Origin of the sequence: Mycobacterium angelicum, assembly GCF_002086155.1 — a bacterium.
Taxonomy (GTDB): Bacteria; Actinomycetota; Actinomycetes; order Mycobacteriales; family Mycobacteriaceae; genus Mycobacterium; species Mycobacterium angelicum.
On record NZ_MVHE01000001.1, the window covers coordinates 1 to 25,611 of the forward strand.

A 25,611-nucleotide genomic window follows, 5' to 3' on the forward strand; every position below is an offset into this window, starting at 1 on the left:
GAATTGCGCGTACATCGCCCAGTCGTAGGGCGCCTCGATCCAGGAGAAGGAGATCGCCGAGATACAGAGCAGCAGGAGCGGGTGGAGGCGACGGCGGCGAACGCTGAGATACACGCCGGCCGCGGTGAACGCGATGCCGCTCCCCCAGCCGAAGATGACGGCCCCGGTGAGCAACGGCGTGAGTTCGCCGCTCACCGGCCACGCGCTTCGGGATCGAAGAAGTAGACCGCGGCGAAGATGAGGACGATCAGTCCAAACAGCGTGCCCAGCATGATGACCGCACCCACGTTAATAGTGGACACTATTCTAAACGGATGGTCAAGGACGCTATCGTGAAACGGTGGCAGACAGGTCGGGCCCGGCGGTCCGCCGGCCCCGGGGCGAACCGCGCAGGCTACTGCTCGATGCCGCGCGAGAACTGTTCGCCCGCAAGGACTATCGCAGCACCACGACACGCGAGATCGCCGAGGCCGCCGGGGTCAGCGAATATCTGCTCTTTCGTCACTTCGGCTCCAAAGCCGGACTCTTCCGGGAAGCGCTGGTCCTGCCCTTCACCAGCTTCGTCGACGAATTTGGCCGGACGTGGCGATCGGTCGTTCCCGAGGAGACCGACGAGGAGGAACTGGCCCGGCATTTCGTCGGGCAGCTCTACGACGTGATCGTCGAACACCGCGGCCTGCTACTGACACTCGCGGCATCGGAGGCATTCAGCGAGAACGAAATTGCCGATGCCGGCATCTCCGACATCAGGCGGGCGATCGCGGTGCTCGGTGAGATCAGCGCGGAGGGCATGCGCTTGCGCGGACTGCGGTCCAGCCAGCCGGACCTGCCCGCGCACTCGACGGTGGCGATGATCGTCGGCATGGTGGCGCTGCGTTCGACGTTCTTCGGTACCGATCAGCCGTCGCGAGAGGCCATCATTGATGAACTCGTCCAGGCGAGCCTGCACGGCTTCCTGCACCGCCACGACTGAAGCAGCACCCGAAGGAGGGACTTGTGGCGAAATACCTTGTGCTCTATTCGTCGAGCCAGCGAATCGGCCAAGAACTTCGATGGCGCCTCGCTGCCGATGTTGACCTGGAGGCAGTGCGCCGACGGCTTGACCAAGCGCAGCCGGGCGAGTTCATCAAAGTTCCGGTTGTGCTCGAGGACGAACTCCAAACGCTGCAATTGCGGGTACAACCCCATCAGTTCGGGGCGTGGCTGGTCGTCGATCTGCCCGAAGTAGAGGGCGCCCCGGCGCCGCTACTGGCGGCTCGCGGCCGAATGCCCGACTGGGGCCGGCTTTTCCGGCAGGCCGCCGATGTCGCTCGGGAACCCAAGCGACAGCAGTCGCAGTGACCGCGTCGCCCGTACTACCTCCGGATGGCAGGGCCCGGTAGCGGAGCAACGGTTGGGATAAGCGGCCGGAGGTCGCGAATAGCCTGCCGGAACCGTAGGCGAACCAAGTCCGTTTCGGCCTTTTCGACTACAGCTTCGGTCTTTTGCGCCGCCTGCCTGGCCTGCTCGGCCGCGATTCGTGCCTTGTCGGCTTCTTTGGCTCCCTCTTTGACAACATCTTTGACGATTCGGACGAACAGTTTGCCAAGCGCGCCCAACGGATCCCGTCTGCCCGCCACGACACCCTCCAGCGGCGTCAGGGCCGCCGCAGCCTGCGCCGCCCCGGCGTGGTAACCGACCATCGCGTCGACGTCTTTAGCCCACATCTGCTCGTACACGGATTCGGCCGCCGCGATCGCAGGGGCGTTCTGGCCGAAGAAGTTGGACATGACCAAGCGCACGAAGCCGTTGCGGTTGGCTTCGACCGCCAGCGGATGCACCACCGCCGCCTGTGCCGTCTCGAAGACGCTCGCCACCGCGCGGGCCTGCTGGGCCGCGCCGCCCGCGTGAGCCGCCGCGGCGCTGAGATACCCCGCGTACGGAACGGCCGCTGCCGCCATCGCCTGCCCGGCGGCACCCTGCCATGCCTGACTGGATAACCCCGAGGTCACCGAGGAAAACGACGACGCCGCGGCGCCCAGCTCGGCGGCCAAGCCGTCCCACGCCGAGGCGGCTTGCAGCATCGGGGCCGATCCTGCGCCGGTGTACATCAAGATCGAGTTCAGCTCAGGCGGCATCATCAAAAAGTTCATCGCGCAGTCACTCCCCACACGGTGCGTAACAGACTGACGCGAGCACCCGAAAGTTCGCCGAACCCCGACGGGTAGAGAGTAGGGCCACAGCGGTCGATCTGACTGCAATTCGGCGAAGGTGTCTTCGAGTTGACGGACTCACATGCCGAACTGCGTGCGATGAACCGCTTCAACCGCCTCCTCCGGCCCGCTCACCTCGACCCGCGCAGCGCCTTGGCGCCCGAAAACGAAGAGCAGGGGGTCGCCCGGCGAGGCGCACCGGCGGGCCGCCGGTTCACCTGGATGAATTGGCATTCGGTTATCGATTGTGGCCCAGGCGATTTCGAGCCCGTAACCATGCCGCCGCCGGCTCAGATAACGGCCGCTGCGGCACACGTTTCGCCACAAGGCGGCATTTCCGGGGTGAGGCTACGAGGTCCATAGCCATTGGCTCGGCGTACGCAGGTCATGGGCGTTTCAGCCCTCAAGAAGAGTGGGAACAGCCGGGCCAAGCTCATCGAGAAGGTCGCAGAGCTCGCGGCGCTCGTTGGCGTCGAGCAAGAAATCAGCCATGGGACCCCCAGCGCAGCGGCAATGACTTGACCGCGAATGTCTTTGACGGAAAAGGGATTTCCGGTAGGTATCCGGGATGAAGCGTGAAGTCCGGTATCTGTTTGAGCCATTCCGCGACGATCACGGTCAGTTCCAGCCGCGCCAGGTGCGAGCCGAGGCAACGGTGTGGACCACCACCGAATCCCCAGTGCCGGTGCACTTTTCCATCCATGACCAACTCGTCGGTGGAGGTCGGGTCACTGCCGTCGCGGTTGACCGCGGCCATGCACAACCGCACCTGCGAGCCCGGCGGTAGCGTCATGCCGCCGACGTTGACGAATTCGGTGGTGACTCGGGGCGCCACCGGCGCCGACGGCTCCAGTCGGACGATCTCTTCGACGAAAACCCTGACTTGCCTGGAGTCCTTCTCGAGGTTGTCGAGGAGTTCCGCGCGCAGCCGCGGTCTGCGCGCCAATTCAAACAGGGAGAATCCGATCGCGGCCGTCACCGTGTCGAGACCCGCCAGGATCAAGAGGTGGGTCATGCCCAGCAGCTCGAGATCGGTCAAGTCGCCGGGGCCGGTCATCACCTGAGACAACATGTCCGAGCCCGGGTTTCGTCGCCGCTCTTGGATCGCATTCGTGAGGTATTCCAACAGCGCGATCTGCCCCGCCTCCACCTCGGCCACAGTGAGGAAGGGCTTATCGCCGACGATGGCGTCTTTCCAGGCGATCACGCGGTCGCGATCCTGCAGCGGCAGCCCGAAGAGTTCGAGGAACACCTGAAAGGGATACCGGCGCGCGAAATCGCCCATCACTTCACATTCGCCCCCAGCGGCAACCTTGGCAATCATTTCGGCCGCATGGCACTCCAGTATCGGCCGGGACTTAACCAGCGCCTGCGGGCTGAAGTACGGTTGCAGAATTTTTCGGTAACGGGTGTGCTCCGGTGGGTCGAATGCCAGTGGAACCACCGGCAGCGGATTGGTCGGCGGCTGCAGCATTCGCGACGAGAAGGCCTTGGGATTTCGCAACGCGGCCAGCACGTCCTCGCGACGGGTGAGGTAATAGGCGCCATCCATAAAAACCACGGGTCCCGCTTCGCGCAGCGTCCGCCATCCAATCCCACGATCTTCGGCCAGCGGAAGCGATGCGTATTCGAGCCGGGGTAGATAAAAGGCACTTGCCTGGCCGCTACCCGGAGTGCTCATCCGTTGAAGCTACTCGATCCGCGAAGAGCACCATGTGCGTCGCAGAACTTAATTGTGGATTAACAAATGTCGGCGCGAAATGAATAATTGGCGTCGCCGGGTCCGAACCTCGAACTCCGCCTTTAAGTTTCATATGTCAGCGGTTCGGCCCAAAAAGGTCGCTCGCAGACCTTCTCGCAGACGTTAAGGACTGATGGGACATCGAGGCAGAGAGCACGGGCAGGTGAGTTGTTTGATTTCGCGGCCCTGCCGCCGGAGCTGAATTCCGGCCGCATCTACTCCGGCCCGGGCTCGGGACCGATGTTGGCGGCGGCCTCGGCCTGGGATGCAGTGGCAGCTGAATTACGCTCTGCTGCAACCAGTTACAACGCAGTCATTACCGAGCTAACCAGCGCCCCGTGGGTCGGGCCGGCCTCGCGCGCAATGGTTTCCGCGGTCGTGCCCTACGTGAGCTGGCTCAGCGCAGCGTCCGGCCAGGCCGAGGAGGCCGCCACTCAGGCCCGGGCAGCCGTCGCCGCTTACGAGACCGCATTCACCTTGACGGTCCCCCCGCCGGTGATCGCCGCCAACCGGGTCTTGTCGTTGTCGCTGATAGCTACCAACTTCTTCGGGCAGAACACCCCTGCGATCGCCGCGGCCGAAGCTAACTACCTGGAGATGTGGGCGCAGGACGCCACCGCAATGTACGGGTATGCGGCGTCCTCGGCGCTCGCCACGGAGTTGAGCCGGTTCTCGTCACCGCCGATTACGACCAATCCCAACGCCGCGGGCGGTGAGGCCGCCGGGGTTGCCCACGCCGCCGGCGCGGTGGCCGCCGAGAACGCACAAGACACAGCAGCCACGATTCCGCAGCTGCTCGCCTCCGCGCCCACCGCCCAACCGAACTTCATTTGGAATACGATTGTCGACTTCTTCAAGTACGGGTTGCCGACGCCGGATAACAACTGGGCGGGGCTGTACCCCGGTATGTACACCGCGATCAGACAAACATTGCAGGCCTATTTCGGGATTGGCGTAGCCAACTTCGGCTGGTCGATCGGCCAGCAGTTGTTCAACGGCCTGGGTACGACGGCAGGCTCGGGCGGCGCCTGGTATCCGACACCCCAATTCGCGGCGCTGGGCGCCGGTGGTTGGCATTTCCACGGCGGAGCCGGCCTGACGGCAAGCATTTCGTCGTCCAGCAAGATCGGCGGGCTTTCGGTGCCGGCGAGTTGGGCCGGCGCACCCGGCGCTGCCGCGAAGGTGATGGGCGCCGAGTTCGTCCACTCGGCCAGCGCGACGAACCCGGCGACGGGAATCAACGCCGCGCTGCCCGGGTTGCCGGCCGGATCGCGCGGCGCTACACGCGCGGGCAACGGGGGAATCCGGTACGGACTCCGCTACGCCGTCCTCACCCGACCACCTTCCGGAGGATAAATCCATGTCTGAAGCAATGATTCGGCGCGCGGGCCGGTTGCCCGCGAATGCCCAGTTGTACCCGGCCGTCAGCGCTCAGGCTGCGGCAATTCACCAGGCGGCCCCCGCGGCCGCGGCCGGCTAAGGAGCATGACATGGCAATCGATTTCGGTCTACTACCGCCCGACGTCACCTCGGCGATGATGTACTCCGGCCCAGGGGCGGCATCGTTCGTGGCCGCGGCTTCGGCGTGGAATGCCCTGGCCGCAGAGCTGACATCGACAGCTCAGAGCTACGAGACCGTGCTTACCCGGCTGGCCGGCGACGAGTGGATGGGGCCGGCGTCAGCGGCGATGGCTGATTCCGCCCAGCCCTATGTGGCCTGGATGATGAGTACGGCCGCCCTAGCCGAGCACGCCGCCACCCAATCCCGTTCGGCCGCAGCAGCATTCGAGGCCGCGTTCGCCTCGGTGGTACCCCCACCGCTGATCGGAGCCAACCGCGCCGAGCTCACCCAAGCGTTGCAGACCAACATCTTTGGACTGAACAACGGCGTGATCGCCGCTCTGGAAGCCCAATACGCGGAAATGTGGGCTCAAGACGCCTCGGCCATGTACAACTATGCCGCCTCTGCTGCGGCGGCCAGCAAATTCAGCACCTTCACCCAAGCGCCGACGATTGTCAATCCGGCGGGTACCACCAGTCAGGCCAAGGCGGTGGCCGCCGCCCAAGCCAGCCCGGCGGCCTCGATCCAGGAATCGCTGCAAAGCTTCTTCAACCAGATCACCGGCCGGTTGGGACTGCTCGCCACGCCCAGCGGGACCCAGCAGTTGGTGTCGCAGCTCGAGACCAGCTTCCCCGTATTGACCGAAATCTGGTTCCTGCTAACCGGTCAGACAACGCTGCCCAACAATCTGGGCACCTTCATGCAGGGCTACTCCAACTACGCGAGCTTCTTCTACAACACCGAAGGTCTGCCGTACTTCAGCGTTGGCATGGGCAACTTCGGTGTGCAGATTGCCAAATCGGCGGGCTGGATCGGCGGCGCGGCGCCGGCGCTGCCTGCCGTCCCGGCGCCCCCGGTAGCCGCGGCGCTCGGCCCCGGGGGCCAGGTGGCCGCCGGTTTGGGCGCCGGAGCCCACGTTGGGCACCTGGCCGTTCCGGCGTCGTGGCCCGGGGCGTCGACGGCTCCGCCGGCCGTGCGCCCTGCTGTGCAGATGATCAGTGAGCCGATGACCATCGGCGAAGCCGGGACTGGAAACGTACTCAGTGGCATGCCGGTGGTCGGTGGCGGTAACGCCCGCGGGGCGGGCGCGGGGCCCCGATATGGATTCAAACCCACCGTGATGGCCCGCCCGCTGCCTGCCGGCTAGCCCTCGGCCCGCACCGGGTCACGAAATGGCATTGACGGCGGTGGACAACCGCGACTTGAACGCGTCCGGAATGGGGACATATCCGTTGTCGGACAAGCCATTCTGGCCGCCTCCGATGGTGCTCTGCAGGAAGGCCTTGACGGCAATACCGACTTGAGCGTCGGGATACTTCGAGCAGACGATCTCGTAGGTCGCCAGCACGATCGGGTAACTGCCGGGCTGGGCCGGACGGTAGAAGGAGATCGTGTCGAGAACGAGGTCGTTGTTCTGGTTGATCTGGTCGACAATGCCGGCCGAGGCAATCGTCTTCGCCACCGAATCCGCGCTGAGCGCTACCGGATCCGCGCCTGCCGACGTGATGATCTTGGCCATGCCCAGTTGCTGTGCCTGGGCGAACGACCATTCGTTGTAGCTGATGGCGCCCTCGGTGCGCTTGACGGTTGCCGACGTGCCGTCGTTGCCCATGGCTCCCACCCCGACACCGCCCAGGAACTCCCTCCCGGCACCCTTGCCCCAGGCGCCATCGGAGGCGGTATCGAGGTATCGCTGAAAGTTCTCCGACGTGCCGGATTCGTCGCTGCGGAAAACGACGTGAATCGGCTGAGTAGGAAGCGTCACACCGGTGTTTAACGCGGCGATCGCGGGGTCGTTCCAGGTGGTGATGGCGCCGTTGAAGATCTTGGCTGCGGTGGCAGCGTCAAGAGTCAGTGAAGTGACTCCGTTGAGGTTGTAGGTGATGGCGATCGGCCCGAAGACCACCGGTAGGTTCCATGCCGGCGAGCCGCAGTGTTGCTGGGCAGCGGCGTATTCGGCTGGTTTCAGTGGCGAGTCCGATCCGCCAAAATCGGTTTGTCCGGAGGTGAATTCGCGGATTCCTGCCCCCGAGCCGTTGGCGGTGTAGTTCAGCGTCTGGCCCGAACAGGCCCGTTCGAACGCCTTCACGAACCTGGTCATCGCGTTGGCCTGCGCCGTCGACCCGCTGGCCTTAATTACCCGCTTTCCGCCGCAACTCACGTTGGCTGTCGATGCACTTGGCGCACTTGCCTTTTGGTCATTACCACACGCCGACGAGAGCAGCGCGATAGCGGAGACGAGGCATAACAAGGCACTAAATCGGTTGCGGGGCAATTTAGTTCCTTTGATTCTTCGACCTTCGACGGCAGGGTTTGACACCCTACTGCAGCTTTGGTGCACCGAACATTAACGGCCGGTGGCATCGCGACCAGTTCATGAAAGTAGCCACCAGGCAAACAGACAATGTACAAGTATCCGCGAACCTAGAACTGTGGAGTACAAGCCGCGAAAATTGGATTATTCGGAAGCCAACGCTCCAACGTTCGTAGCTCGGCTTCGGCGACATCAAGTCATCTCTCGCGGGAGCAGCTTTATGTATTCGCGCCTCTTGGCAGTTGCGGCGCTGCTTGCGTCGCTCGGCCCGCTGGCGGTAGCGACCGCTCATGCCGACACGACCGACGACAAATTCTTGGCTCAGCTGCGGGCCGAGGGCATCATCGACCACGTATCCACCGCTCACGCGATCGAAGCCGGACATTTCGTATGCGTGAAGCTCGACAATGGCATGTCACCCAATGATGTGGCCAATGACGTGCTCAATAGCAGCAATATGCCGGCCTATCATTCCGGATTCTTCGTCGGCGCCAGCATCGACGCCTACTGCCCGCGACACAAGGCCTTATTGCCTGCCACATAAGGCCTCCCACGGTGCCATGCTGGTAGTCGATGAATATCGACGACGAGTCCGTCACAACCCTCGAGGACCTCAAGGGCGATCTGGCGCAGCGCTACAAGCGGGAGCCGACAGGTGGGGGCTTCGTCGATCCAGCCGTCGTCGAGGCCGATTTGGCGGCCCTCGACCGTGACGGCTACGTCATATGGGAAAACCTGCTCGGCGCCGAGCAGTGCCGGGAAATCCATCAGGTCGTGGGCCCCTGGCTGGCGCACACCGGACGCAACTCGTTCGAAGGCCGGCGCACCCAACGCGTCTACAGCGTGCTGAGCAGGACGCGCGTGTGCGACCGACTGGTCGACAATCCGCGGGTGCTGGCGCTGCTCGACCGGTTGCTGATGCCCAACTACCTGCTTTCGGCGTTGCAGGCCATCAACATTCAGCCTGGCGAGACCGCGCAACTGGCCCACCATGACGACGGGTTTTACCCGATTCCACGACCGCGGGCACCGTTGGCCGCGGCAACGATCTGGGCCATCGACGACTTCACCGCCGACAACGGCGCAACGGTGGTGATACCCGGCAGCCACCGCTGGGGCAAGCGCCGGCCCAGCCCAGAGGATCAGTCGCTGCCAGTCGTCATGCCCGCCGGGTCGTGCGTCTTCTTCGTCGGCACCCTTTGGCATGGCGGAGGCGCGAACACGAGCGCGACCGACCGTCTGGCCGTCACCGCCCAGTACTGCCAACCGTGGCTGCGCCCCATGGAGGCCTTCACCTTGTCGGTCTCGCGCGACATCGCTCGAACGGTCTCCGCCGATATTCGCCGCATGCTGGGCTACAGCATCCACCCGCCGTTCGTCGGCGCCGTCGATGGCCTGCATCCGCTACGGCTGCTGGAGGTTGGGCAGGACGACTAACGCCGCTCCGGGTCGACCCACCTTTGCTCGCCTCGTAGCGACTATTTTGTTTGCGCAGGCCGCTGTTGGGATCCCGGCAGGCGCTTCAGCGACAACCGACGCTTGCGCTGCAGGTCACAGGTTGTCGCGCACAGGTGGGCATAATCAGGCCGCGATGCCGAGTTCGTAGTTGATCTGCGGGAGGTACTGCGGACCGTCCAGGGTCAGCAGCACCCAGTCGTGAATTTGGCCATTGGCCAGTACGAAGCTGATGGGGGCCAGTTGCTGTACAGCCTTTTGCTGAAGGACTAATGCGTCAGCAGAAAGTATGTCCAAGTTGCCCGAGTAGACATATGTCGGCGGCAGTACGCTCAAATCCCCGTACAGCGGACTCACCATGGGGTCGGTCAACGAAAGGTTGCCCGCCCAAACCTTGCCGATCTGTTGCGCGGGCCCAAACGGCAGCAGCGGGTCTTGGACTAACGCAATATTCGGATTGGTCATCCCAAGATCAAGCCAAGGCGACAGCAGAACCATCGACGCCGGTAGTGGGGCACTCGAATCCATCGCCTTTATGTATTCGACGGACGCTAATGCCAGATTGCCACCGGCGGAGTCACCGATCACGCTGACGTGTGTCGGTCCGTGTTGAGTCAGCTGGGAGGAAATGAAACCGGCCATCTGGGGTACCACCGTCGCGGCGGTGCCCCCTTGCTGCAGCAACGGGTAGATCGGCACTTCAATCGTGGCGCCGGTTTGGTAGGCCGTCACCGAGTAGTTGATCCAGTGCAGGAACGACGGCGGGAAGATGAACGCGCCGCCGTGAATGGCAACCACATAGTCACCGGTTGGATGAGCCGGCGAGATTTGCACAACGCTCATCCCGTTATAGGTGGTGTGCTGCACGGTTTCTCCCAGCAGCAAGTTCAAAAACGGCGGCGGGGAGTTACCGAGGAACCAGGACAATGGCGGGATGTCACTGGCGAACAGCGCCAATAGTGGGCTACTGGGCATGGACAGTTGAGTTTCCATCCCGGACAAATTCAGGAGTGGCTTTACCGGCCACAGCGCAGCTTCTTCGAATCTGGTTAGCAGTGACGGCGTGCCGGTGAAGGTCCCCGGTTGGTTTGCTGCGAAAGGCGGAGCGGCCTGGGCTCCGAAGATGCTGGCGAACAGTGTCTCGCCCACTCGGGTGAATTCGTTGGCGACTCCGCCTGGGAGTGCGGGCAAATTCTCCAGCGCCTGCGCCCACGGGCCCAATTGCGCAACCGTTGCCGACGCGCTGGTGTAATACCCGACCATCGTGGCGACATCGTGCGCCCACATCTCCTCATAGACGGCTTCGGCGGCCGCGATTGCCGGGGCGTTTTGGCCGAACAGGTTCGACATCACCAGCGACACCACCTCGCCACGATTGGCGGCAATGAGTGCGGGGTGCACGATTGTTGCCAGTGCTTCCTCGAACGCGATGGCCGCCGCCCGAGCTTGCGCTGCTGACTGTTCGGCTTGAGCGGCTGCGCCTCCCAGCCAGTCCACGTACCGCGCCGCCGCGGTGGTCATGGACGTCGAAGACCGGCCTTGCCACGCCTGGCCAGCCAGATCAGAGGTTATGGAGTTGAATTCGGTTGCGGCTGAGCTCAATTGACCGCCGATCCCCTCCCAGGCCGCCGCCGCCTCCAACATCGATCCCGGCCCAGGCCCATCGAGCAAGAGCACCGAATTGACCTCAGGCGGCCACACCGAAAAGCTCATTACTGGTCCCCCTCGATCAGTTCTTGAGCAGCCCTATTTCCGAACGTACCGCCCCAACAGCATGGAGCAAGCGTTTCGTCGGCAGCCAATCTGCCGGGCCTCGACGCCGCTGCGCCGAGCGCGTTGTGACCGCGCCGGTACTCGTCGCATACCCAGCGTCACAGAGCCTCACCAATGTCGGGAAGCAGGGCGATGTCCTCCGGCTGACCATCGCGGAACAGCGCCGCAGTCTCCCGCACATTTCGTTTTGCCCACTCGACATTAAAGTAGCTCAGTACCTGATACTCATACTTGAAGCGTTCCGCGCGATCTCCCACCCATTTGGCAGCTTGACTAGACACCACACCTTCGCAGTACCAGTAGAGAACGTCGTCGAGGCTACCCACTTGGTCGAAGCCGAGCTTTCCTCGCTCGTAGAAAGTGAAGTGATAGGAGCCGTTCTCCGTGACATAGATGTTCAAGCCGTCTCTCGTTCGCAATCCGACCTGCACAGAAGGCACGTCGAGCTGCTCCGACAATCGATCTATCTTGGCTTGCAGTTCCGCGGACTTAGCATCCAAGATGTCGTCATTATTCATAGCGTAAGTGTTCATTGACTTGCCAACCGGGCATGGCCTCAACGTCCACTATCAGTTGCCGTACATTTCGAGAATGCCGGCACGCGCTGTCTCATAATGCTTAACGACGCGATCCTTCACCCATTGCAGGGGATCTTCGTATGCATTAGCTTCTGCTATCGCAATCCTGAGGCGCTCTTGCGGCGTGACGTTTGGCCGTTTCGGGAATTTACTGATACAATGCCATTGCTTGCTCGTCAATCCGAATTCGTTTGACGCATCTAGCGGAGCAATCATGCAGTTCACTTCGCCTTCGCGGGGAAAGTCAAATATCTGTATTTTGCAATCAGCCGATCTGTAGTAGATGATATGCCTTTCAATCCCGCCTTCATCCGGGTTATCGTCGACCTCGTCCAGGGTGAAACCGAGTTCTGCTAGTAGTGGCCCCAGTGTCGTTTCAACGTGTGCAGAAAAATTGAAAGTCATCCTTTTCCACCTTTCGCATAAACCCATGCGTCTCCGACTCGTTCGTATCCATATGCCGCAGCATTGTTGTTAAGAAAGTTTATTTCCATCGCAGAGAACGACATCGGGCCGTCCGCCGCCAGGTCTTCTAGGCAGGAGTGCTCGCTGTGGTCGAGGACGTATTCAATCCGTCCAACATGGCTTTCCATTTGGCCGCGGAGGAATTGTTCATTGACTTGCCACGCTACGCTTTTGGCTTCTGGCCGGCCTAGCTTCCCTGGACGATAGCTTCCCAGGTCGGATCGCCAATTGCCGCGCGCTTCGCCGATGTAGCCATGTTGTTGACCGTCAGAGCGCCTCACCAATATCGGGGGGTAGGGCGATGCCCTGCGGCTGACCGTTTCGAAAAATAGCGGTGAGTTCACACACTCGCCCCTTCGCCCACTCAATATTGAAGCTACTCAATAGCTGATATTCGCACCGGAAGCGCTGTGCGCGATCCCCCAGCCATTTCGCCGCTTATCTTGTAACTACACCTTCTGTATACCAGTAGATAAGGTCATCGAGGCATTCTTTCTGACCGAAGCCGAGCTGACCTCTCTCTTAAAGCCCAAGCCACCTATTGTTCGCAATCCGACCTCCATAGGAGGCAAGTCAAGCCGTTCCGACAACCAATCTATCTCGGTTTGAAGTTCCGCGAAATTAGTATTCAGAGTCCTATCGCTTTCATCGCGATTTCCAAACCTTGGACGTCAGAACCTCAGCGCATCAGATAGGTATAGTAATTACCAATTGCCTCCAGCGCCTCCTCCGTAAGTTCAGGATGCCGTTCATGCATCACGGATTCGACGTAGTCTCCGGCCTCATTCAAAGAAAGGCGATTCCAGTCTGGTTCGACTTGCATTGCCTCATTGAGGATTCGCCGCACCAGTTCTTGCGCATCCGCACTCGCTGAACCGTAGAATAAGTGGAATTCTTCATCGTTCTTTCCCGGATAACCCTTCAGGTACAGTGCGATGGCATTGCTAAGACTGAAGTCACTATTGGGCATGATAGCTCATTTCGTCATTTACCTCTCTCAAAAATTACGACCGATTGCCCGGTATCTGGATCGATCTGCACGATGCGAGTCACATTTGGATTCTCCATCAAGCGAGGTATCTCAATATTCTGCCAAACATTGCCTGGCCGCAGGCTGGAGCCAACAATTGCGGTAACTTCACCGCGCGCATTCTCCGCGTATGCTGCCGATGCGTCCTCCCAAAAATTTATTGATACCGGATCATGGCGATTCCAGGCAGGAAGCGGGTCAACCCCGTGTTCCGCGAGTGTCATTTCCAATGTTCTTCCCCCGGAACCATGAGCAATAAGTTCCGCAATCCCTGAGCCATCAGGACCAACTCCAACGCCCGCCGCGTTTCGTCCTGACCAGTAGTACGCGCTATTTGGCTCTGTCGGAGTGATCACCTGAAGCTGCTCATAAGACGGCAAGCTCCCCGGCAGATAGTGACCCGCGTTGTCGACTGCGTACCGGCCAAGACTTGTGTTCCCATCCGGAACGGGAGGGTCAGCGGGCTCCGGATTGTGGTGATTGTCCAGTCCAATGGGCGGATGGTCGCCCGCACCTATGGGGAGGTGTCCGCTCGGCAGGTCAGGTGACAGACCAGCGGCGGCATCAATGTCGCCCAACGCGCCTGCGCGTGCGATGCCGGCCCCTTCTCCACCGAACAACATCCCCGGCAAGGCAAAGGCCCCGTCGGAGGCCTTGGCGCCCGCGTAGTAGGCCGGGTTCGGCGATTCCAAAGCATCCTTGATTTCCCCGACCGCCATACCCGCCGGGTTCTGCGCAACTTCAACGGTGCCCTTGAGCATCTGCTCCCAGGACTGCAACACCCCCGGCGCTCCCGGGCCCCCTTGCCCGAACAGATTCTTGATGCCCTGTTCGGTAGCAAACCAGCGGTCACCGAATCCTTCAGCGAATCCCGGCGCGGGCGGGCGCGCCGGTGTGGGTGGAACATAGTTCGGCATTCCATTGTCGATCCACTGCTGGGTGCGGGCCACGATGTCATTGAGTCGCGCTTCTATCTGATCCCCGGGCACACCGTCGCGGATCATGGCGGGGCGAACCATCGCCTTGAAACTTTCGACGTCGGCGGCACTCAAGTGACGCCGCAGTGCGCCCGCAACCGCGGATTGACCCAACCAGCTCAACAGGTCCGGCAGCTTCTCAGGGGAAGGTAGTTGATCACCACTCTCACCGGCAGGCAACAAAAGGTCTCGTAGCGAAGGTTGCTCACCGGCGCCTGGGGGCACCGGCGTGGCATCGCCGGGCTTAGCGCCTGCGGGAGCGCCGGGTAACAACATGTCCTGCCACGTCCCGGGCTTACCCCTGGGCACACGGCCTTGCGGGGCCGGCCCACCAACTGGCGCAGGCGGACCTAGCGAGACGTCGCCGACGGCGGCGTCGATGGCGGTAGCAAGCTCATGGTCGGCGGAGTGAGCGTGCGCCTCACACACGATGAGTCTGTCCTGCAATACCTGCTGTTCAGCAGCAAACTCCAGCGCGTCGCGCCCAACCCAGGTGTCGCCCACATCGATTCGCCAGGCCGCCGTGACGGCCCAGCCCTTCGCACTGGCGGCCCGTTCGATATCGTCCAGCTCGCGCTTGCAGGCGCGCACGTCGGCCTCGGCATGCGACACCGCCGTCGCCACCCGCTGCGATTCCGTGCCGTCTGACTCGACATCACGACGAATCTTGCCCACACCGGCGCGAAACGCATCCCCCGCTTCCCCTTGCCAGCCGGCCAGAACATTGTGGGCCTGATCCAGGCTGTCTCCCAACCGCTGCAACGTACTCGCGCGCCCGCTGGCCGTCTGGAACACCGAATGGATCGCGCTCAGACCCCAGCCCTTGACGTCAGCAGGACTCAACGCACCCATAACGACCCCACCGGTTACCCCGCTACCGACCCGAGCACCCCGCACGAGGCGCCCTCATTGCTGCGGTACTCGACCATCGCCTCGGCCACATGCAGCCCCAACCCGCCCACCGCAAGCTTGTGCTGGCCGTGCCGGGCCTCCCACCGAGCCGCAAGATGCGCTAACGCCCGCTGCGAGGACCCAACCCAACCCGACGCCGCATCCGCCAGCCCATCCTCATGACGAACGAACTCCACAGCCGCCTCGCCGACCCCGTCGAGCACGTGGTTACTGCCCACGTGCAACGCAGCCAGATCGACTGCTAAATCATCGGCCACGACGGCTCCCCTTTTTCTGATCGGCGGCACAGCGCGGGCAAGCCTAGCCCGGTTGGCGCCACCGCGCCCTTCACCCAAGCCGGCCAGGACTCCCGCCAGAGCGGGTCCAAGTCTTCCTGCGGTAGCGTCGGCGACGGATTTGGCTAGCGAAGCCGCTCATCGCAGCGGTCTGGCAGGAAGCAAGCGGTGAGGACTCATCACAGTTGACGTCCTTCAAGCAGCGGGGTGCCGTGCTGGCGGGACTGCTCGCAGCGGGCGCTGTACTAGTGCAGTGCACGTCCGCGCCGCCACCTCCTGCGGCCACACCATCTTCGGCACCGCCGGCCGCCACGACCTCGTCAGTCAGCGCGCCGCCGCAACCCGCGGCCGCGACCGTGCAGCCGGTGACCGCCGCCGAACTCGGTCCGAGCTGGCGGCCCGGTTGTCCGGTACCGCCAGAGCAACTGCGACGGGTCGATGTTGACTACCTCGGTTTCGACGGCCAGGCCCACCGCGGCGATCTGATCGTGCACGAAGACTTGGCCCCGCAGGTCATCGCGATCTTTCAGCAGCTGCGCCGAGTGGGGTATCCCATCGACAAGATCCGCACGGTCGACCACTACCCGGACGCTGACGACGAGCTGTCCATGGAGGACAACAACACGTCATCCTTCAACTGCCGCCTCATCCCCGGAACCAACGAATGGTCCCAACACGCCTACGGTCGGGCCATCGATATCAACACGCTGCTAAACCCATGCCTTTATGCCACAGGGTATTTCGAGCCGCATAACGCCGCGGACTACCTGGACCGCAGCCGCACCGATCCGGGACTCATCCACGCCGGCGACCCGGCCGAGCACGCCTTCACCGACAACGGCTGGCAATGGGGTGGCTACTGGACAACTCCCGACTACCAACATTTCGAGCGCCCCTGAGCCGCGCTAGAGACCCAGAGCTCGGGCCGTCGCCGTCGCAACCTCGCCGCGCAAAATCGACATCGGTGGACTGCCCCGCGTGTGAATCGAGTTCGAGAGCAGAACTAGGTAGGTATCCGAGCCCGGATCAATCCAAATCGAGGTTCCAGTGAAGCCGGTGTGTCCGAAACTGCCGATCGGAAAAACCATGCCACGCGTGGCGGACTGGCCGGTGTCGATATCCCAACCGAAGCCGCGCAGGTTCTGGCCCGCGATCGCGGGATACCGCGCAGCGAGCAACGGATCCCAGGTATTCAGTCTCTTCGCGATCGCATCTCGGCTGGCATTGTTCGCTGCTTCCACTTGTCGATCCGTGCACCCCGGCTGCTGTGGACTCGTCATCATCGCCAAAGTTGTTTGCAGCAGCGGAAATTCGCTCGGGCGGCCGGCAAGCCGGTCAAGAAGGGCCTGCGCAAAGATACCGACATCGTGCGCTGTCGAGAACACGCCGGCATGCCCGGCCACGCCACCCATCCGTCGCGCCGTCATGTCGTGCACGGTCCCCCGCAGCAGGCGATCGAAGTCGGGATTCTTGCTCGGATCGGCTCTGTTCTCTTCGTCACGCGCTGTCGGGGCGATGCGCGACAGAAGATCCGTGCTCCACATACCCTCAGCACAAGGGGCCGGCACGCCGCCTCGCGGCGCCGCAACCCAACCGATCGCAACCCCTCTAACCGCATGCGGCCCACAGGCTTTCGCCAGCGGAAGGAAGCGGGTATCGGCCATGCCAAGCGGCGCGAACACATGCTGGGCAACGTAGACATCCTCGGCTTGGCCGGTCAGTCTCTCGACGAGCACCCCGAGCAGGATGAAGTTGATGTCGGAGTAGCGGAAAACCTCACCAGGACCCGACTCCAGCGGCGTCGTAAGCGCACGACGAATTCCTTGCGCTCTATCGGCTTGGGCAAGTCCCCACGGGTCTCTGAGCTCGACGTCGCCCGTCTCGCCCGAAGTATGGGTAAGCAGCATGCGAACGGTCACCTTTGCCCGCCGCGGATCATTCGCAATGTTGAAGTCGGGCAGGTACTGCTGGACGGGATCGTCGAACCGCACCTTGCCTTGTTCGTAAAGCTGCATGACGGCCGTCGCCGTGGCGAGGCACTTCGTCAACGAGGCCAAGTCGAAGATCGTGTCCTCGGTCATCGGCTCGGCAGGTGCGGGCAAACCGTCTAGCCCCGGTTCACTCGCCAACCTGCGCGAGCCATAAGCGTGATGGAAGGCGATCTCGCCGTCATGCCCGACCAACACCACCGCACCCGGCAGCTTTTCTGCCGCGATCGCGTCGTTGATCAGCTTGGACACGGCCGCGAAGGCAGGCGGCGTGGGTTCCTCTGCCGGCTCGGAAACAGTTGTGGTGCTTGGTGTTTCGACAAGCGTCGGCGCTGTCTCGCCGATGGTCGTGTGCGCCGCCTCGCCATGCGAGCAAGCCACACAGCACGCCAGCAGGACAGCTCCTACGGCAACGCACCTGCGCATCATCACGTCCGCCTAACCAGCGCGTCCCGTACGCGTCCCCGGGCCCGATCGAGCCGGCCGGACGCCTCGGCGACGTCAACGCCCGCAAGCAACGCGACAATCGCGGTCTTGGCGTGACCGCCCGCGGCGGCAAGGGCAGCGGTGGCGGCATCCTCGTCGACGCCGGCCGCGTCGCGGACGATCCGCACCGCGCGGCGGCGCAGCTTGGCGTTGGTCGCGCGCACGTCGACCATGCGCGGTCCGTAGGCCTTGCCGAGCGCGATCATCACACTCGTCGAGAGCGCGTTCAGCACCACCTTCTGCGACGTCCCCGCGGTCAGCCGCGTAGAGCCGGCGAGCACCTCTGGTCCGGTGAGCAACTCGATCACTACGTCGGCGGGCGCCTCGCTGCCGAAGTTGTTGACGATCGCGACGGTCAACGCACCAGTCGCGCGCGCATGCCGCAGCGCCCCCAGCACGTAGGGCGTGCGACCCGACGCCGTGATCCCGACTAACACGTCGGCTGCGGTAAGGTCGGCGAAATCTGTTGGGGTGAAAGAGTCTTCGGCACCTTCGATGGCCTCGGTCAGCGCCGCCGGGCCGCCGGCGATCACACCACGCACAATGTCGGTCCTGAACGTCGGCCCGCACTCGGCCGCATCGAGCACACCGAGCCGGCCGGGTGTTCCAGCCCCGGCATAGATCAGCCGGCCGCCGCGCTCGAGTCGCGCGGCGATCGCTTCGGCCGCCGCCGCGATCTGCGGCAGTGCGGCCACCACGGCGTGGTGTGCCTCCCCTTCGGCGGCGACGAGCAGCGCGACGACGTCTGCGATAGGCCGCGCATCGAGGTCATGCAAGTCTGGCCGGACGGCCTCGGTGGCAAGCGCGTCGAGGCTGTTCGGTGGGGCTAGGGAATCGGAGTGAGCACTCAACCGGATCACGTGCGGCTCGTGGATGGCGCCGAGCCGCAGCGTCCCGTCGAGCGCGTCGCCGACGGGCGCAACGACGTCGATCCGCTCGCGCAGCGCCTTCACCCCGGCCAGGCCGCCGACCATCGCCACCGGGCCGTTCCCCACCGCACGGGCGGTCGCGGCCAGCGAATCGGCCGCACTGTTGACGATCCCCATTGCCACGGGGTCGTCCGAGGCCGCGAGGACGTCGGGCGCGAACGACGCGAGCGCGGCCGGATCGGTGAGCTGCGCCGGCCAGGTTTGCGGCGGGCCAAATCGGGTGCGGGCGGCATCCAGCAATGCAGTGGGCGCGCCCCGGCCGTCGACAGCCCGCAATGCCGCGCGCAGCCCGGCCGCGCCGATCCACGAGCCGCCGCCCTCGTCACCCAGCGATGGACCCCAGCCGTCGGCGGTACGCAGCGCGCCGTCCGCGTCGATCGCAAGCGCTATGACGCCGGTGCCAACGATCAGCGCGACGCCCGGCTTTCCGTCCAGTGCGCCCGCGTGAGCGATCACGGCGTCACTGGTCACCGTGACCCGCTGCAGCCGCAGCGAAGCCAGCAATGCCTCGCCCAGCGCACGCGCGGCCTCCGGCGCGTTCAATGCGCCGGCGGCGCCCACGATTACTTCCTCGACCGGCCCGAACTGCTTGGCAACAAACAAGATTGCCGTCTGCGCAGCGCGAACTCCGCCCGGCGCCGCGAGCCCCGGCGCGCCCGCCCCTACTACCCTTCGTCCGCCCAGGGCGGCCCGACACGACGTCTTGCCCAGGTCTACGGAGAGGATCACCCAAACCATAATTTCACGGGGTCGCCGGTTCAGCGGGTGCGATTGCCCGTCACGTTGCTGCCGCTTAGGGGATCAAGATGTAGCTCGTCCCCGGGACATCTCTGACGATGCGCGTGTCGAATTGGTTGAAGCCCGTGGTGCGGAAGCCGTTCGCGGCGGTGGCCCCGGGCCCGAAATTCATTTCGGTGATCGTTATGTCCTGACCGTTGACAGCGTCGACCCAGGCGACGTGTCCGACGCCGCCTACGAGCGAGCTGCTGTAGACGACGATCGAGCGGGGCTGGGCTTCGTCGACCACCGTCCAGCCGGCCGCCCTGGCCTGGTTAGCCCAGTTTTCGGCGTTTCCGCTGAGCGCATTGACGTAGTAGCCGGCGTGCACGTGTATCTGTTCTTGGGCGCCCCAGGTGCAGTAGCCCTCGTAACCGCTGAGCGGGTTGTGGTCGCTGGTGCGGCCCGTGGTCGGGTTTGTTCCGGTATCCGCGTGGCCGGGTCCCGTCGCCGTCGCGGCTCCAAGCGAGAGCACGCTGCTCACGGCAACGGCCGCGACAAGCCCTTTGGTAACTGTGGCGTTCATCTAATCCCCTGCCTGACGTTGCCATGCCAAGGCGGTATCAATCCGTGACATTTCTGTTATCGGCGGGGGGACGGCATTCGTTTCACTACGCCCAAAGCCGGGCTACGAATCGCGCACTTTCAGGCGGCGCGCAGTGAATCGATCAGCCGGTCGATCACGGCGCCGGCGTCTTTGCGCGCTTGCTGGAAATCGTCGGCACGGGCGATGTAAAGGGTCGCCTCGCGCAATGCGCCCAGCATCGTCAAGGCCGTGGCCGCTACCGGCTGCGGTGGGATCTTGCCGGACTCGATCGCAGCGGTGAGCAGGCCCGTGATCAGCCCAATGTTGTAGCGCTGGCCGATCTCGCTCCAGCGTTCCCACCCGAGTACCGCGGGCGCGTCCATCAACGCAATGCGCTGCACCTCAGGGTCGGCGCAGGCGTCGAGCCAAAACGTCGAGCCCAGCCGCATGATCTCGACTGGATCGGTCTCTCCGGCGGCGGCGATCGTCTCGCCCATCCGCGTCGCCATCTCCCCTTCGACCTTTTCCAGTACCGCAGCGAACAACTCCGTTTTGTCGGCGAAATGGTGATAGAGCGCGCCACGCGTCACCCCGGCGTCGCGCACGATCGTTTCCAGCGCGACGTCGGCGAAGCCCGGCGATGCGAATAGCGGCCGGGCGGCGGCGATCAGCGCCTCACGTGTTTCGGCTGCGCGTTCGGCCTGCGTGCGGCGCTTGCCCGGCATTGCCCAATCATCACCTGCCGGCGATCCGATGCGGTATCGACCCACCGGCACTGGCAACAGCGGCCAACGACGCGTTTTGTCAGAACACGCTGAACTTGCGAACGGCCTCCAGCGCCGACGGATCCCCTTCGGCCTTGACTGCGAGTTCGTCCCAGGTGCCGCGTTGTGTCACCCACCACACGGCAGCCAAGGAATCGGAGGTGATTTGAACGGCGACGTCGGCGCCGTTGCCGATGCGCAGTTTGCGCGCGCACAATCCGTCGAGGTTGATCTCGACCGTGTCTGCGATCCCCTCGATCAGGCTCGCATTCTGCTGTGGCAGTGCCGCCTCAATCCAGTCGAGCGTCGGGGCAAGCCGCAGCTCGTCACAAGGCGGGGGCTCTGCGGTGAGCGGCCCGTTCGGCTTGAACAAATCGTACCGAACATGGACGAAAATCTCGAAGGCGAAGGCCGTCGGCAACAGCGAGGCCGGATAGGTGCCCACATCGCCGAGGGGAATTTCGAAGTCCTGCCCCTCGACCGCGGCTAGCAACTCGAGACCGCGCAAACTCACCGATTCATAGTCGGCCACAACCTCTTCGGGAGTCATCGAGCGGCGGGATGCGACGTAGAGATCTGCTGCGCGTTCGGCTGGCATTCCGCCCGGATCGGGCAGCTTGGTCGAGTCGACGGCCAACCAGAAGCTGCACGCCATGTGCGACACGAGGTCCTGCACCGACCAGCCCGGGCACCCGCTTTCCTGCGCCCAGAGCGCATCGGGCATGTTCGCGCACAGTGCCAGGACGTCCTTGCGGCCTACTTCAATCGCCTTGATCGCGGAACTCATTGCAGTCAATCCACCCTTCGTAACATACATACCGTATGTCTGAAGATACATACTGTATGTTTGTTGGGCAAGGGCGGGACCGCTGCGCCCCTTCGGCGGATTCGCAACCCGGCCGTGCCGGTTTGTAGGCTTTCGGGCATGCCGTTCAACAACGGCGAGGTCTTCGCTGGCTACGTCATTGAGCGCCTGCTGGGCACTGGCGGTACGGGTGAGGTCTACCTCGCCCAGCATCCTCGTCTGCCTCGCCACGACGCACTGAAGATCTTGTCGTTGGACTCAACAGCCGACGAGGAGTTTCGCGCGCGATTCAATCGCGAAGCCGAATTGGCGGCGACGCTGTGGCACCCACATATCGTCAGCGTGCTCGATCGTGGCGAGTTCAACGGCCGGCTCTGGATCTCCATGGAATACGTGGACGGCACTGATGCGGGCCGGTTGGTTCGCGAGCGGTATCCCCGCGGCATGGCAGAACAAGACGTCGCTGAAATCGTGACGGCGGTGGCTGATGCGCTGGACTTCGGTCATGAGCGCCGGCTGCTGCATCGCGACGTCAAGCCCGAGAACATCCTGGTGACCGCGGCCGACGGCCACCGCCGCAGGGTTTTGTTAACCGACTTCGGCATCGCCCGCAAAATCGATGACGTCAGCAACCTCACCGAGGCCAACGTCGCCATCGGAACGATCAGTTACGTGGCCCCCGAGCAATTGTTGGGCAAACCGCTTGACGGCCGAGCCGACCAGTACGCACTGGCTGCCACAACCTTCTACCTACTAACCGGTGCACCACCTTTTCAAGATCCAAATCGCGCTGTCGTGCTCAGCCACCATCTCAATACGCGACCCCCGCGGATATCGCAGCGCCGACCTGAACTCGCCCACCTGGATGCCGTGCTGGCCAGGGCGCTTGCCAAAGACCCGAGGCAGCGGTACCCGACTTGCGCCGACTTCGCCCGAGCACTCGCGCAGCAGCCTCCCCGGGAGCTCAGCGCAGACGAACGTCCGGTTACCCAGCGCCTTGAGCGGCTGGTCGTCAACGGGATCGCACGCGGCGTGCAGCAAAGCACGGTCGGTGCTCAAGGCGAGGCCGGGATCCTGTCGTTCCAGGTGGTCCCCTATGAGCCACTGGGCAACGGGCAGGCTCGCGTGCCGGTAGAAATGCCAACCGATCTGGTAGCGGATCAGCTCGCGGACGGGGATGAGATCGAGGTCAGCGGCGCCTGGGATGGCGACACTCTCGATGCCGACAAGATCATCAACTTTTCGGTTGAACCTCAGCCGAAGCGCCGCCGAGCACCTGCTAAAACGGCGCCAGCCAAGGCGCCGAAACGCCGAAAGGGCTGGATCATCGCAGTCCTGGCCGCCGTCGGCGCTATCGCGTTGACCGCCGCCGCGGTGCTGTGGTTTACCGACAGCTTCCGTCAACAGTCGCGCCCAGGCCCAATGATCAAACCGGTGAGCGCAACGGTGTTTTCACCCGACGGCGCCCCCGACAACCCGCAGGACGCCCGGTTGGCAATCGACGGCAACCCGAACACGGGATGGTCTACCGTCACCTACACCGACGCCGTCCCCTTCCCGAAATTCATTCAGGGAATGGGTCTTCTGCTGCACCTGTCCGCGCCGACGGCCTTGAGCGTCGTGACGCTAGACGTGCCCAGCACCGGAACCAAAGTTCAGATCCGCTCGTCGCCGACCGAAACTCCAGCGAAATTGTCCGACACCACCGAGCTGACGCCGACGACGTCACTGCAGCCGGGTCACAACCGCATAGCCGTGCACAACGACACCAAGACGTCCAATGTGCTGGTGTGGATCTCTACCCTGGGCACCACCAACGGCGAGAGCCGCACGCAACTCTCCGACATCACGCTGCAGGCGGTCGGGTAAGGGCACACGATCGGTTCCCTTGTGCCCGGGCTTGTGATCCGTCAGGCCGCGATACCGAGTTCCCGGTCGATCTGCGGCCAATAGAGGGGGCCTACCGGGGTGAGCAGAACCCAGTCGTGAATTCCGCCGTTGCCCAGTACGAAGCTCATCTGGGCCCCCTGGGCTATGGCGGCTTGCTGAAGGGCAGCCGCCTCTGTTGCGAGCGCGTCCAGCGAGCCCGAGTAGACATACGTCGGCGGAAGTCCGGTCAGCGACCCGTAAAGCGGGCTGACCAGATAGTCGTTCACGGCAAGATTGCCCGCCCAAACCTTGCCGATCTGTCCACCGGAATGCGTTAGGTCCAGCCAGGGTGAAAGCAGCACCATCGATGAGGGGACGGGGCCGAGCGCGGGGTTCTGCACCATGTACTGGACGGCCGCGAGTGCGAGGTTGCCGCCGGCGGAGTCGCCGATCACGCTGACGTTCTGCAACCCGTGCTGAGCGATTTGTGAGGAGATGAAGCCGGCCATTTGGGGTACGACCGTTCCGGCTGTGCCGCCCTGCTGCAGCAAGGGGTAAATCGGCACTTCGTAGGTCGCGCCGGTCTGGTAGGCCGACACCGAGTAGTTGAGCCAGTGGAAGATCGACGGCCCGAAGATGAAGGCGCCACCGTGCAGGGCAACCACGTACTCACCGGTGGGATGCGCCGGCGTGATCTGTACGACGCGCATCCCGTCATAAGTGTTGTACTGGACCGTTTCTCCCAGCAGCGACGTCAGCAATCGCGGCGGCGAGTTACTGAGCCCGATCGACAGCAGCGGGTTGTCGCCGGTGAGTTGGGCCAACAGTGGCGACCCTGGTTGCGAAAGCAGAAAATCGAAGCCGGTCGCCAGCGTCGTAGGGATGTGCTGAATTTCCTGCTGAACGCCGAATACCGCCTGCTCCAAGGCCGCCAATGGCGAAGCGTTGGCCGCCTCGGCGGCGGCGTATGAACTCGCCGCGCCAGTCAACGTCTGCACAAACTGCTCATGAAAGGCCGCCGCCTGCAAGCTGAGAGCGTGATACGCCTTGCCGTGAGCGGAGAACAACTCAGCGATCGCCACCGACACCTCGTCCTGGGCCGCAGCCAATACCCCAGACGTGGCGCCCGCTGCGTCCCGGCTTGCCGTTGTGAGCATCGAACCGATCGAAGTCACATCCGTGGCCGCCGCGGACATCAGCTCTGGCAACGCAACAACATACGACACCGCGCCGCTCCCACTACCTCAGGGCAATCTTGCGAGTTGCCCAGCCCCAACCGATCGCCGGACAGCCCGGAGCCTATGCCCACGCCGGGGCGTCAGGTTGTGGTTTTGCAAGAACTACTCGCTGTGCTGACCGCGTGATGGTAGAAGGTGTTCTACCGCGAAGGGAGCTCGATGAACTGGTACACCGGCAACACCACCTATGACAGTGTCTTGACGTTCGCCCTGGCCTTCGCAGGATTCGTGATCATCGGCGGCTTGTTCCGGGCGACTCCCTACGGGCGATTCGGCTCCACGGCGCGCGGGGTGAATCTCAACCCCAAGCTGGGCTGGTGGCTGATGGAGATCCCCGCAACCGTGGTGTTCGCCGTCTGCTACCTCACCGGGCCGCGTCGATTCGACGCCGTGCCGCTCGTGCTTGCGGCCATCTGGCTGCTGCATTACGGCAACCGAGGCTGGTTCTTCCCACTGTCGATCAGACAGGTTCCGGGCAAACGCAACAGCTTCAACATCGTGGTGCTCGCCCTCGGAATGCTGGTCACCACGATGCACGGCTACCTCAATGGCTCGTTCTTCAGCCACGACTACAAACATCAGTACGGCATCGGTTGGCTGACCGATCCGCGGTTTCTCGTCGGCGCGGTCGTGTATCTCGCCGGATTCCTCCTGCTGATCTCGTCGGAGTCGGTCGTGCGCAACCTGCGCGACAAGAAAAACCCGGGCGCCACCGACTACAAGATCCCGTACGGCGGCGGCTTCCGGTTCGTCACCAGCCCGGCGTACCTGGGTGAGCTGATCGCGTGGGCCGGATTTGCCCTACTGACCTGGTCGCTCGCCGGGGTTGTGATCCTGCTGATCACGGCAGGAAATCTGGTGCCACGGGCTTTCGCCACCCACAAGTGGTACCGCGAGAAGTTCCCCGATTACCCCGCCGCGCGCAAAGCCCTGATACCTGGGCTGATCTGAGGATT

The 25,611-nt window shown here is 63.4% G+C and carries 25 protein-coding genes and 2 pseudogenes; 9 read left to right on the forward strand and 18 right to left on the reverse strand.

Annotated features, from left to right (window positions below):
* The coding region (locus tag BST12_RS00005) for a spirocyclase AveC family protein (RefSeq protein ID WP_139801416.1) at positions 1-195 on the reverse strand (195 nt) is incomplete at its 3' end.
* Between the two features lie 145 nt (positions 196-340).
* On the opposite strand from BST12_RS00005, the gene BST12_RS00010 reads away from it, so the two are divergent.
* Together BST12_RS00010 and BST12_RS00015 are read left to right on the forward strand one after the other, a co-directional pair.
* On the forward strand, positions 341-973 hold the full coding sequence (locus BST12_RS00010) for a TetR/AcrR family transcriptional regulator (protein ID WP_083110956.1): 633 nt from the start codon (positions 341-343) through the stop codon (positions 971-973).
* Positions 974-996: 23 nt separating this feature from the next.
* Positions 997-1,341: a hypothetical protein gene (locus BST12_RS00015; RefSeq protein ID WP_083110957.1), complete on the forward strand. Its 345-nt coding sequence runs from the start codon at positions 997-999 to the stop codon at positions 1,339-1,341.
* A gap of 284 nt (positions 1,342-1,625) precedes the next feature.
* Here BST12_RS00015 and BST12_RS33150 read toward each other — a convergent pair.
* Together BST12_RS33150 and BST12_RS00030 are read right to left on the reverse strand one after the other, a co-directional pair.
* Positions 1,626-2,132 (reverse strand): annotated as a pseudogene (locus tag BST12_RS33150) (PPE family protein); the annotation flags it as partial.
* A 544-nt stretch (positions 2,133-2,676) separates the two neighbouring features.
* Positions 2,677-3,873 carry a cytochrome P450 gene (locus BST12_RS00030; protein WP_083110959.1) on the reverse strand — a complete coding sequence of 399 codons (1,197 nt, stop codon included), beginning with the start codon at positions 3,871-3,873 and terminating at the stop codon, positions 2,677-2,679.
* A gap of 228 nt (positions 3,874-4,101) precedes the next feature.
* Between BST12_RS00030 and BST12_RS00035 the strand changes: the two genes are divergently transcribed.
* The gene (locus BST12_RS00035; RefSeq protein ID WP_083110960.1) at positions 4,102-5,289 is read left to right on the forward strand and encodes a PPE family protein; all 1,188 of its coding nucleotides are present in this window, start codon (positions 4,102-4,104) and stop codon (positions 5,287-5,289) included.
* Positions 5,290-5,429: 140 nt separating this feature from the next.
* A complete protein-coding gene (locus BST12_RS00040; protein ID WP_139801433.1) occupies positions 5,430-6,641 on the forward strand; it encodes a PPE family protein in 1,212 nt (403 codons plus the stop codon).
* A gap of 18 nt (positions 6,642-6,659) precedes the next feature.
* Here the strand turns inward: BST12_RS00040 and pstS are convergent, their stop codons facing one another.
* On the reverse strand, positions 6,660-7,769 hold the full coding sequence (pstS, locus tag BST12_RS00045; RefSeq protein WP_139801417.1) for a phosphate ABC transporter substrate-binding protein PstS: 1,110 nt from the start codon (positions 7,767-7,769) through the stop codon (positions 6,660-6,662).
* 259 nt (positions 7,770-8,028) lie between these two features.
* Here pstS and BST12_RS00050 point away from each other — a divergent pair, with 259 nt between their 5' ends.
* Positions 8,029-8,352 carry a DUF732 domain-containing protein gene (locus BST12_RS00050; RefSeq protein WP_083110963.1) on the forward strand — a complete coding sequence of 108 codons (324 nt, stop codon included), beginning with the start codon at positions 8,029-8,031 and terminating at the stop codon, positions 8,350-8,352.
* Between the two features lie 29 nt (positions 8,353-8,381).
* Complete coding sequence (locus tag BST12_RS00055; protein WP_083110964.1) at positions 8,382-9,245, forward strand: phytanoyl-CoA dioxygenase family protein; 864 nt, start codon at positions 8,382-8,384, stop codon at positions 9,243-9,245.
* 144 nt (positions 9,246-9,389) lie between these two features.
* Here BST12_RS00055 and lipY (BST12_RS00060) read toward each other — a convergent pair whose 3' ends face one another.
* The 7 genes from lipY (BST12_RS00060) to BST12_RS00095 form a co-directional block, all read right to left on the reverse strand.
* On the reverse strand, positions 9,390-10,976 hold the full coding sequence (lipY, locus tag BST12_RS00060; protein ID WP_211281177.1) for a triacylglycerol lipase LipY: 1,587 nt from the start codon (positions 10,974-10,976) through the stop codon (positions 9,390-9,392).
* 158 nt (positions 10,977-11,134) lie between these two features.
* A complete protein-coding gene (locus tag BST12_RS00065) occupies positions 11,135-11,467 on the reverse strand; it encodes a hypothetical protein (protein WP_083111198.1) in 333 nt (110 codons plus the stop codon).
* Positions 11,468-11,605: 138 nt separating this feature from the next.
* Positions 11,606-12,019, reverse strand: coding sequence for a hypothetical protein (locus BST12_RS00070; protein ID WP_083110965.1), 414 nt, complete (start codon positions 12,017-12,019; stop codon positions 11,606-11,608).
* The gene (locus BST12_RS31815; protein ID WP_170062025.1) at positions 12,016-12,423 is read right to left on the reverse strand and encodes a hypothetical protein; all 408 of its coding nucleotides are present in this window, start codon (positions 12,421-12,423) and stop codon (positions 12,016-12,018) included. The genes BST12_RS00070 and BST12_RS31815 overlap by 4 nt, the downstream gene beginning before the upstream one ends.
* Positions 12,424-12,758: 335 nt before the next feature.
* Positions 12,759-13,049: a hypothetical protein gene (locus BST12_RS00085; RefSeq protein ID WP_083110967.1), complete on the reverse strand. Its 291-nt coding sequence runs from the start codon at positions 13,047-13,049 to the stop codon at positions 12,759-12,761.
* A gap of 14 nt (positions 13,050-13,063) precedes the next feature.
* Positions 13,064-14,938, reverse strand: a complete 1,875-nt coding sequence (locus tag BST12_RS00090; protein WP_083110968.1) for a hypothetical protein — start codon at positions 14,936-14,938, stop codon at positions 13,064-13,066.
* A gap of 14 nt (positions 14,939-14,952) precedes the next feature.
* Entirely contained in the window at positions 14,953-15,255 is a 303-nt protein-coding gene (locus tag BST12_RS00095) for an RNA 2'-phosphotransferase (protein ID WP_083110969.1), read from the reverse strand.
* 203 nt (positions 15,256-15,458) lie between these two features.
* Here BST12_RS00095 and BST12_RS00100 point away from each other — a divergent pair, with 203 nt between their 5' ends.
* Positions 15,459-16,172 carry a M15 family metallopeptidase gene (locus BST12_RS00100; protein ID WP_245849978.1) on the forward strand — a complete coding sequence of 238 codons (714 nt, stop codon included), beginning with the start codon at positions 15,459-15,461 and terminating at the stop codon, positions 16,170-16,172.
* A gap of 6 nt (positions 16,173-16,178) precedes the next feature.
* Here BST12_RS00100 and BST12_RS00105 read toward each other — a convergent pair whose 3' ends face one another.
* The 6 genes and pseudogenes from BST12_RS00105 to BST12_RS00125 form a co-directional block, all read right to left on the reverse strand.
* A complete protein-coding gene (locus BST12_RS00105) occupies positions 16,179-17,687 on the reverse strand; it encodes a serine hydrolase domain-containing protein (protein ID WP_083111199.1) in 1,509 nt (502 codons plus the stop codon).
* 2 nt (positions 17,688-17,689) lie between these two features.
* Positions 17,690-18,598, reverse strand: a complete 909-nt coding sequence (murQ, locus tag BST12_RS34755; RefSeq protein WP_211281183.1) for an N-acetylmuramic acid 6-phosphate etherase — start codon at positions 18,596-18,598, stop codon at positions 17,690-17,692.
* Between the two features lie 90 nt (positions 18,599-18,688).
* Positions 18,689-19,414: pseudogene (locus BST12_RS34760) on the reverse strand (N-acetylglucosamine kinase); the annotation flags it as partial.
* Between the two features lie 55 nt (positions 19,415-19,469).
* Positions 19,470-19,979, reverse strand: a complete 510-nt coding sequence (locus tag BST12_RS00115) for a CHAP domain-containing protein (protein ID WP_083110971.1) — start codon at positions 19,977-19,979, stop codon at positions 19,470-19,472.
* Between the two features lie 119 nt (positions 19,980-20,098).
* Positions 20,099-20,704 carry a TetR/AcrR family transcriptional regulator gene (locus BST12_RS00120; RefSeq protein ID WP_083110972.1) on the reverse strand — a complete coding sequence of 202 codons (606 nt, stop codon included), beginning with the start codon at positions 20,702-20,704 and terminating at the stop codon, positions 20,099-20,101.
* Between the two features lie 79 nt (positions 20,705-20,783).
* On the reverse strand, positions 20,784-21,761 hold the full coding sequence (locus tag BST12_RS00125) for a maleylpyruvate isomerase family mycothiol-dependent enzyme (protein ID WP_245849981.1): 978 nt from the start codon (positions 21,759-21,761) through the stop codon (positions 20,784-20,786).
* Between BST12_RS00125 and BST12_RS00130 the strand changes: the two genes are divergently transcribed.
* Positions 21,669-23,417, forward strand: a complete 1,749-nt coding sequence (locus tag BST12_RS00130; protein ID WP_083110974.1) for a serine/threonine-protein kinase — start codon at positions 21,669-21,671, stop codon at positions 23,415-23,417. The genes BST12_RS00125 and BST12_RS00130 overlap by 93 nt on opposite strands.
* A 41-nt stretch (positions 23,418-23,458) precedes the next feature.
* On the opposite strand, the gene lipY (BST12_RS00135) is transcribed toward BST12_RS00130, so the two are convergent.
* Positions 23,459-24,643, reverse strand: coding sequence for a triacylglycerol lipase LipY (gene lipY, locus BST12_RS00135; RefSeq protein ID WP_083110975.1), 1,185 nt, complete (start codon positions 24,641-24,643; stop codon positions 23,459-23,461).
* Positions 24,644-24,814: 171 nt separating this feature from the next.
* Between lipY (BST12_RS00135) and BST12_RS00140 the strand changes: the two genes are divergently transcribed.
* The gene (locus BST12_RS00140; RefSeq protein WP_083111201.1) at positions 24,815-25,606 is read left to right on the forward strand and encodes a methyltransferase; all 792 of its coding nucleotides are present in this window, start codon (positions 24,815-24,817) and stop codon (positions 25,604-25,606) included.
* Positions 25,607-25,611 lie beyond the last annotated feature (5 nt).

Bases quoted from the DNA above. Each gene is read 5' to 3' on its own strand.
- BST12_RS00030 (WP_083110959.1), bottom strand. From the start codon at position 3,873: ATGAGCACTCCGGGTAGCGGCCAGGCAAGTGCCTTTTATCTACCCCGG.
- BST12_RS00115 (WP_083110971.1), bottom strand. From the start codon at position 19,979: ATGAACGCCACAGTTACCAAAGGGCTTGTCGCGGCCGTTGCCGTGAGC.
- BST12_RS00125 (WP_245849981.1), bottom strand. From the start codon at position 21,761: ATGCTGGGCGAGGTAGACCTCACCCGTACCGCCAGTGCCCAGCAGGCG.
- BST12_RS00120 (WP_083110972.1), bottom strand. From the start codon at position 20,704: ATGCCGGGCAAGCGCCGCACGCAGGCCGAACGCGCAGCCGAAACACGT.
- BST12_RS00070 (WP_083110965.1), bottom strand. From the start codon at position 12,019: ATGACTTTCAATTTTTCTGCACACGTTGAAACGACACTGGGGCCACTA.
- lipY (WP_211281177.1), bottom strand. From the start codon at position 10,976: ATGAGCTTTTCGGTGTGGCCGCCTGAGGTCAATTCGGTGCTCTTGCTC.
- BST12_RS00085 (WP_083110967.1), bottom strand. From the start codon at position 13,049: ATGCCCAATAGTGACTTCAGTCTTAGCAATGCCATCGCACTGTACCTG.
- BST12_RS00105 (WP_083111199.1), bottom strand. From the start codon at position 17,687: ATGCGCAGGTGCGTTGCCGTAGGAGCTGTCCTGCTGGCGTGCTGTGTG.
- BST12_RS00055 (WP_083110964.1), top strand. From the start codon at position 8,382: ATGAATATCGACGACGAGTCCGTCACAACCCTCGAGGACCTCAAGGGC.
- BST12_RS00090 (WP_083110968.1), bottom strand. From the start codon at position 14,938: ATGGGTGCGTTGAGTCCTGCTGACGTCAAGGGCTGGGGTCTGAGCGCG.
- BST12_RS00130 (WP_083110974.1), top strand. From the start codon at position 21,669: ATGCCGTTCAACAACGGCGAGGTCTTCGCTGGCTACGTCATTGAGCGC.
- BST12_RS00140 (WP_083111201.1), top strand. From the start codon at position 24,815: ATGAACTGGTACACCGGCAACACCACCTATGACAGTGTCTTGACGTTC.
- BST12_RS00050 (WP_083110963.1), top strand. From the start codon at position 8,029: ATGTATTCGCGCCTCTTGGCAGTTGCGGCGCTGCTTGCGTCGCTCGGC.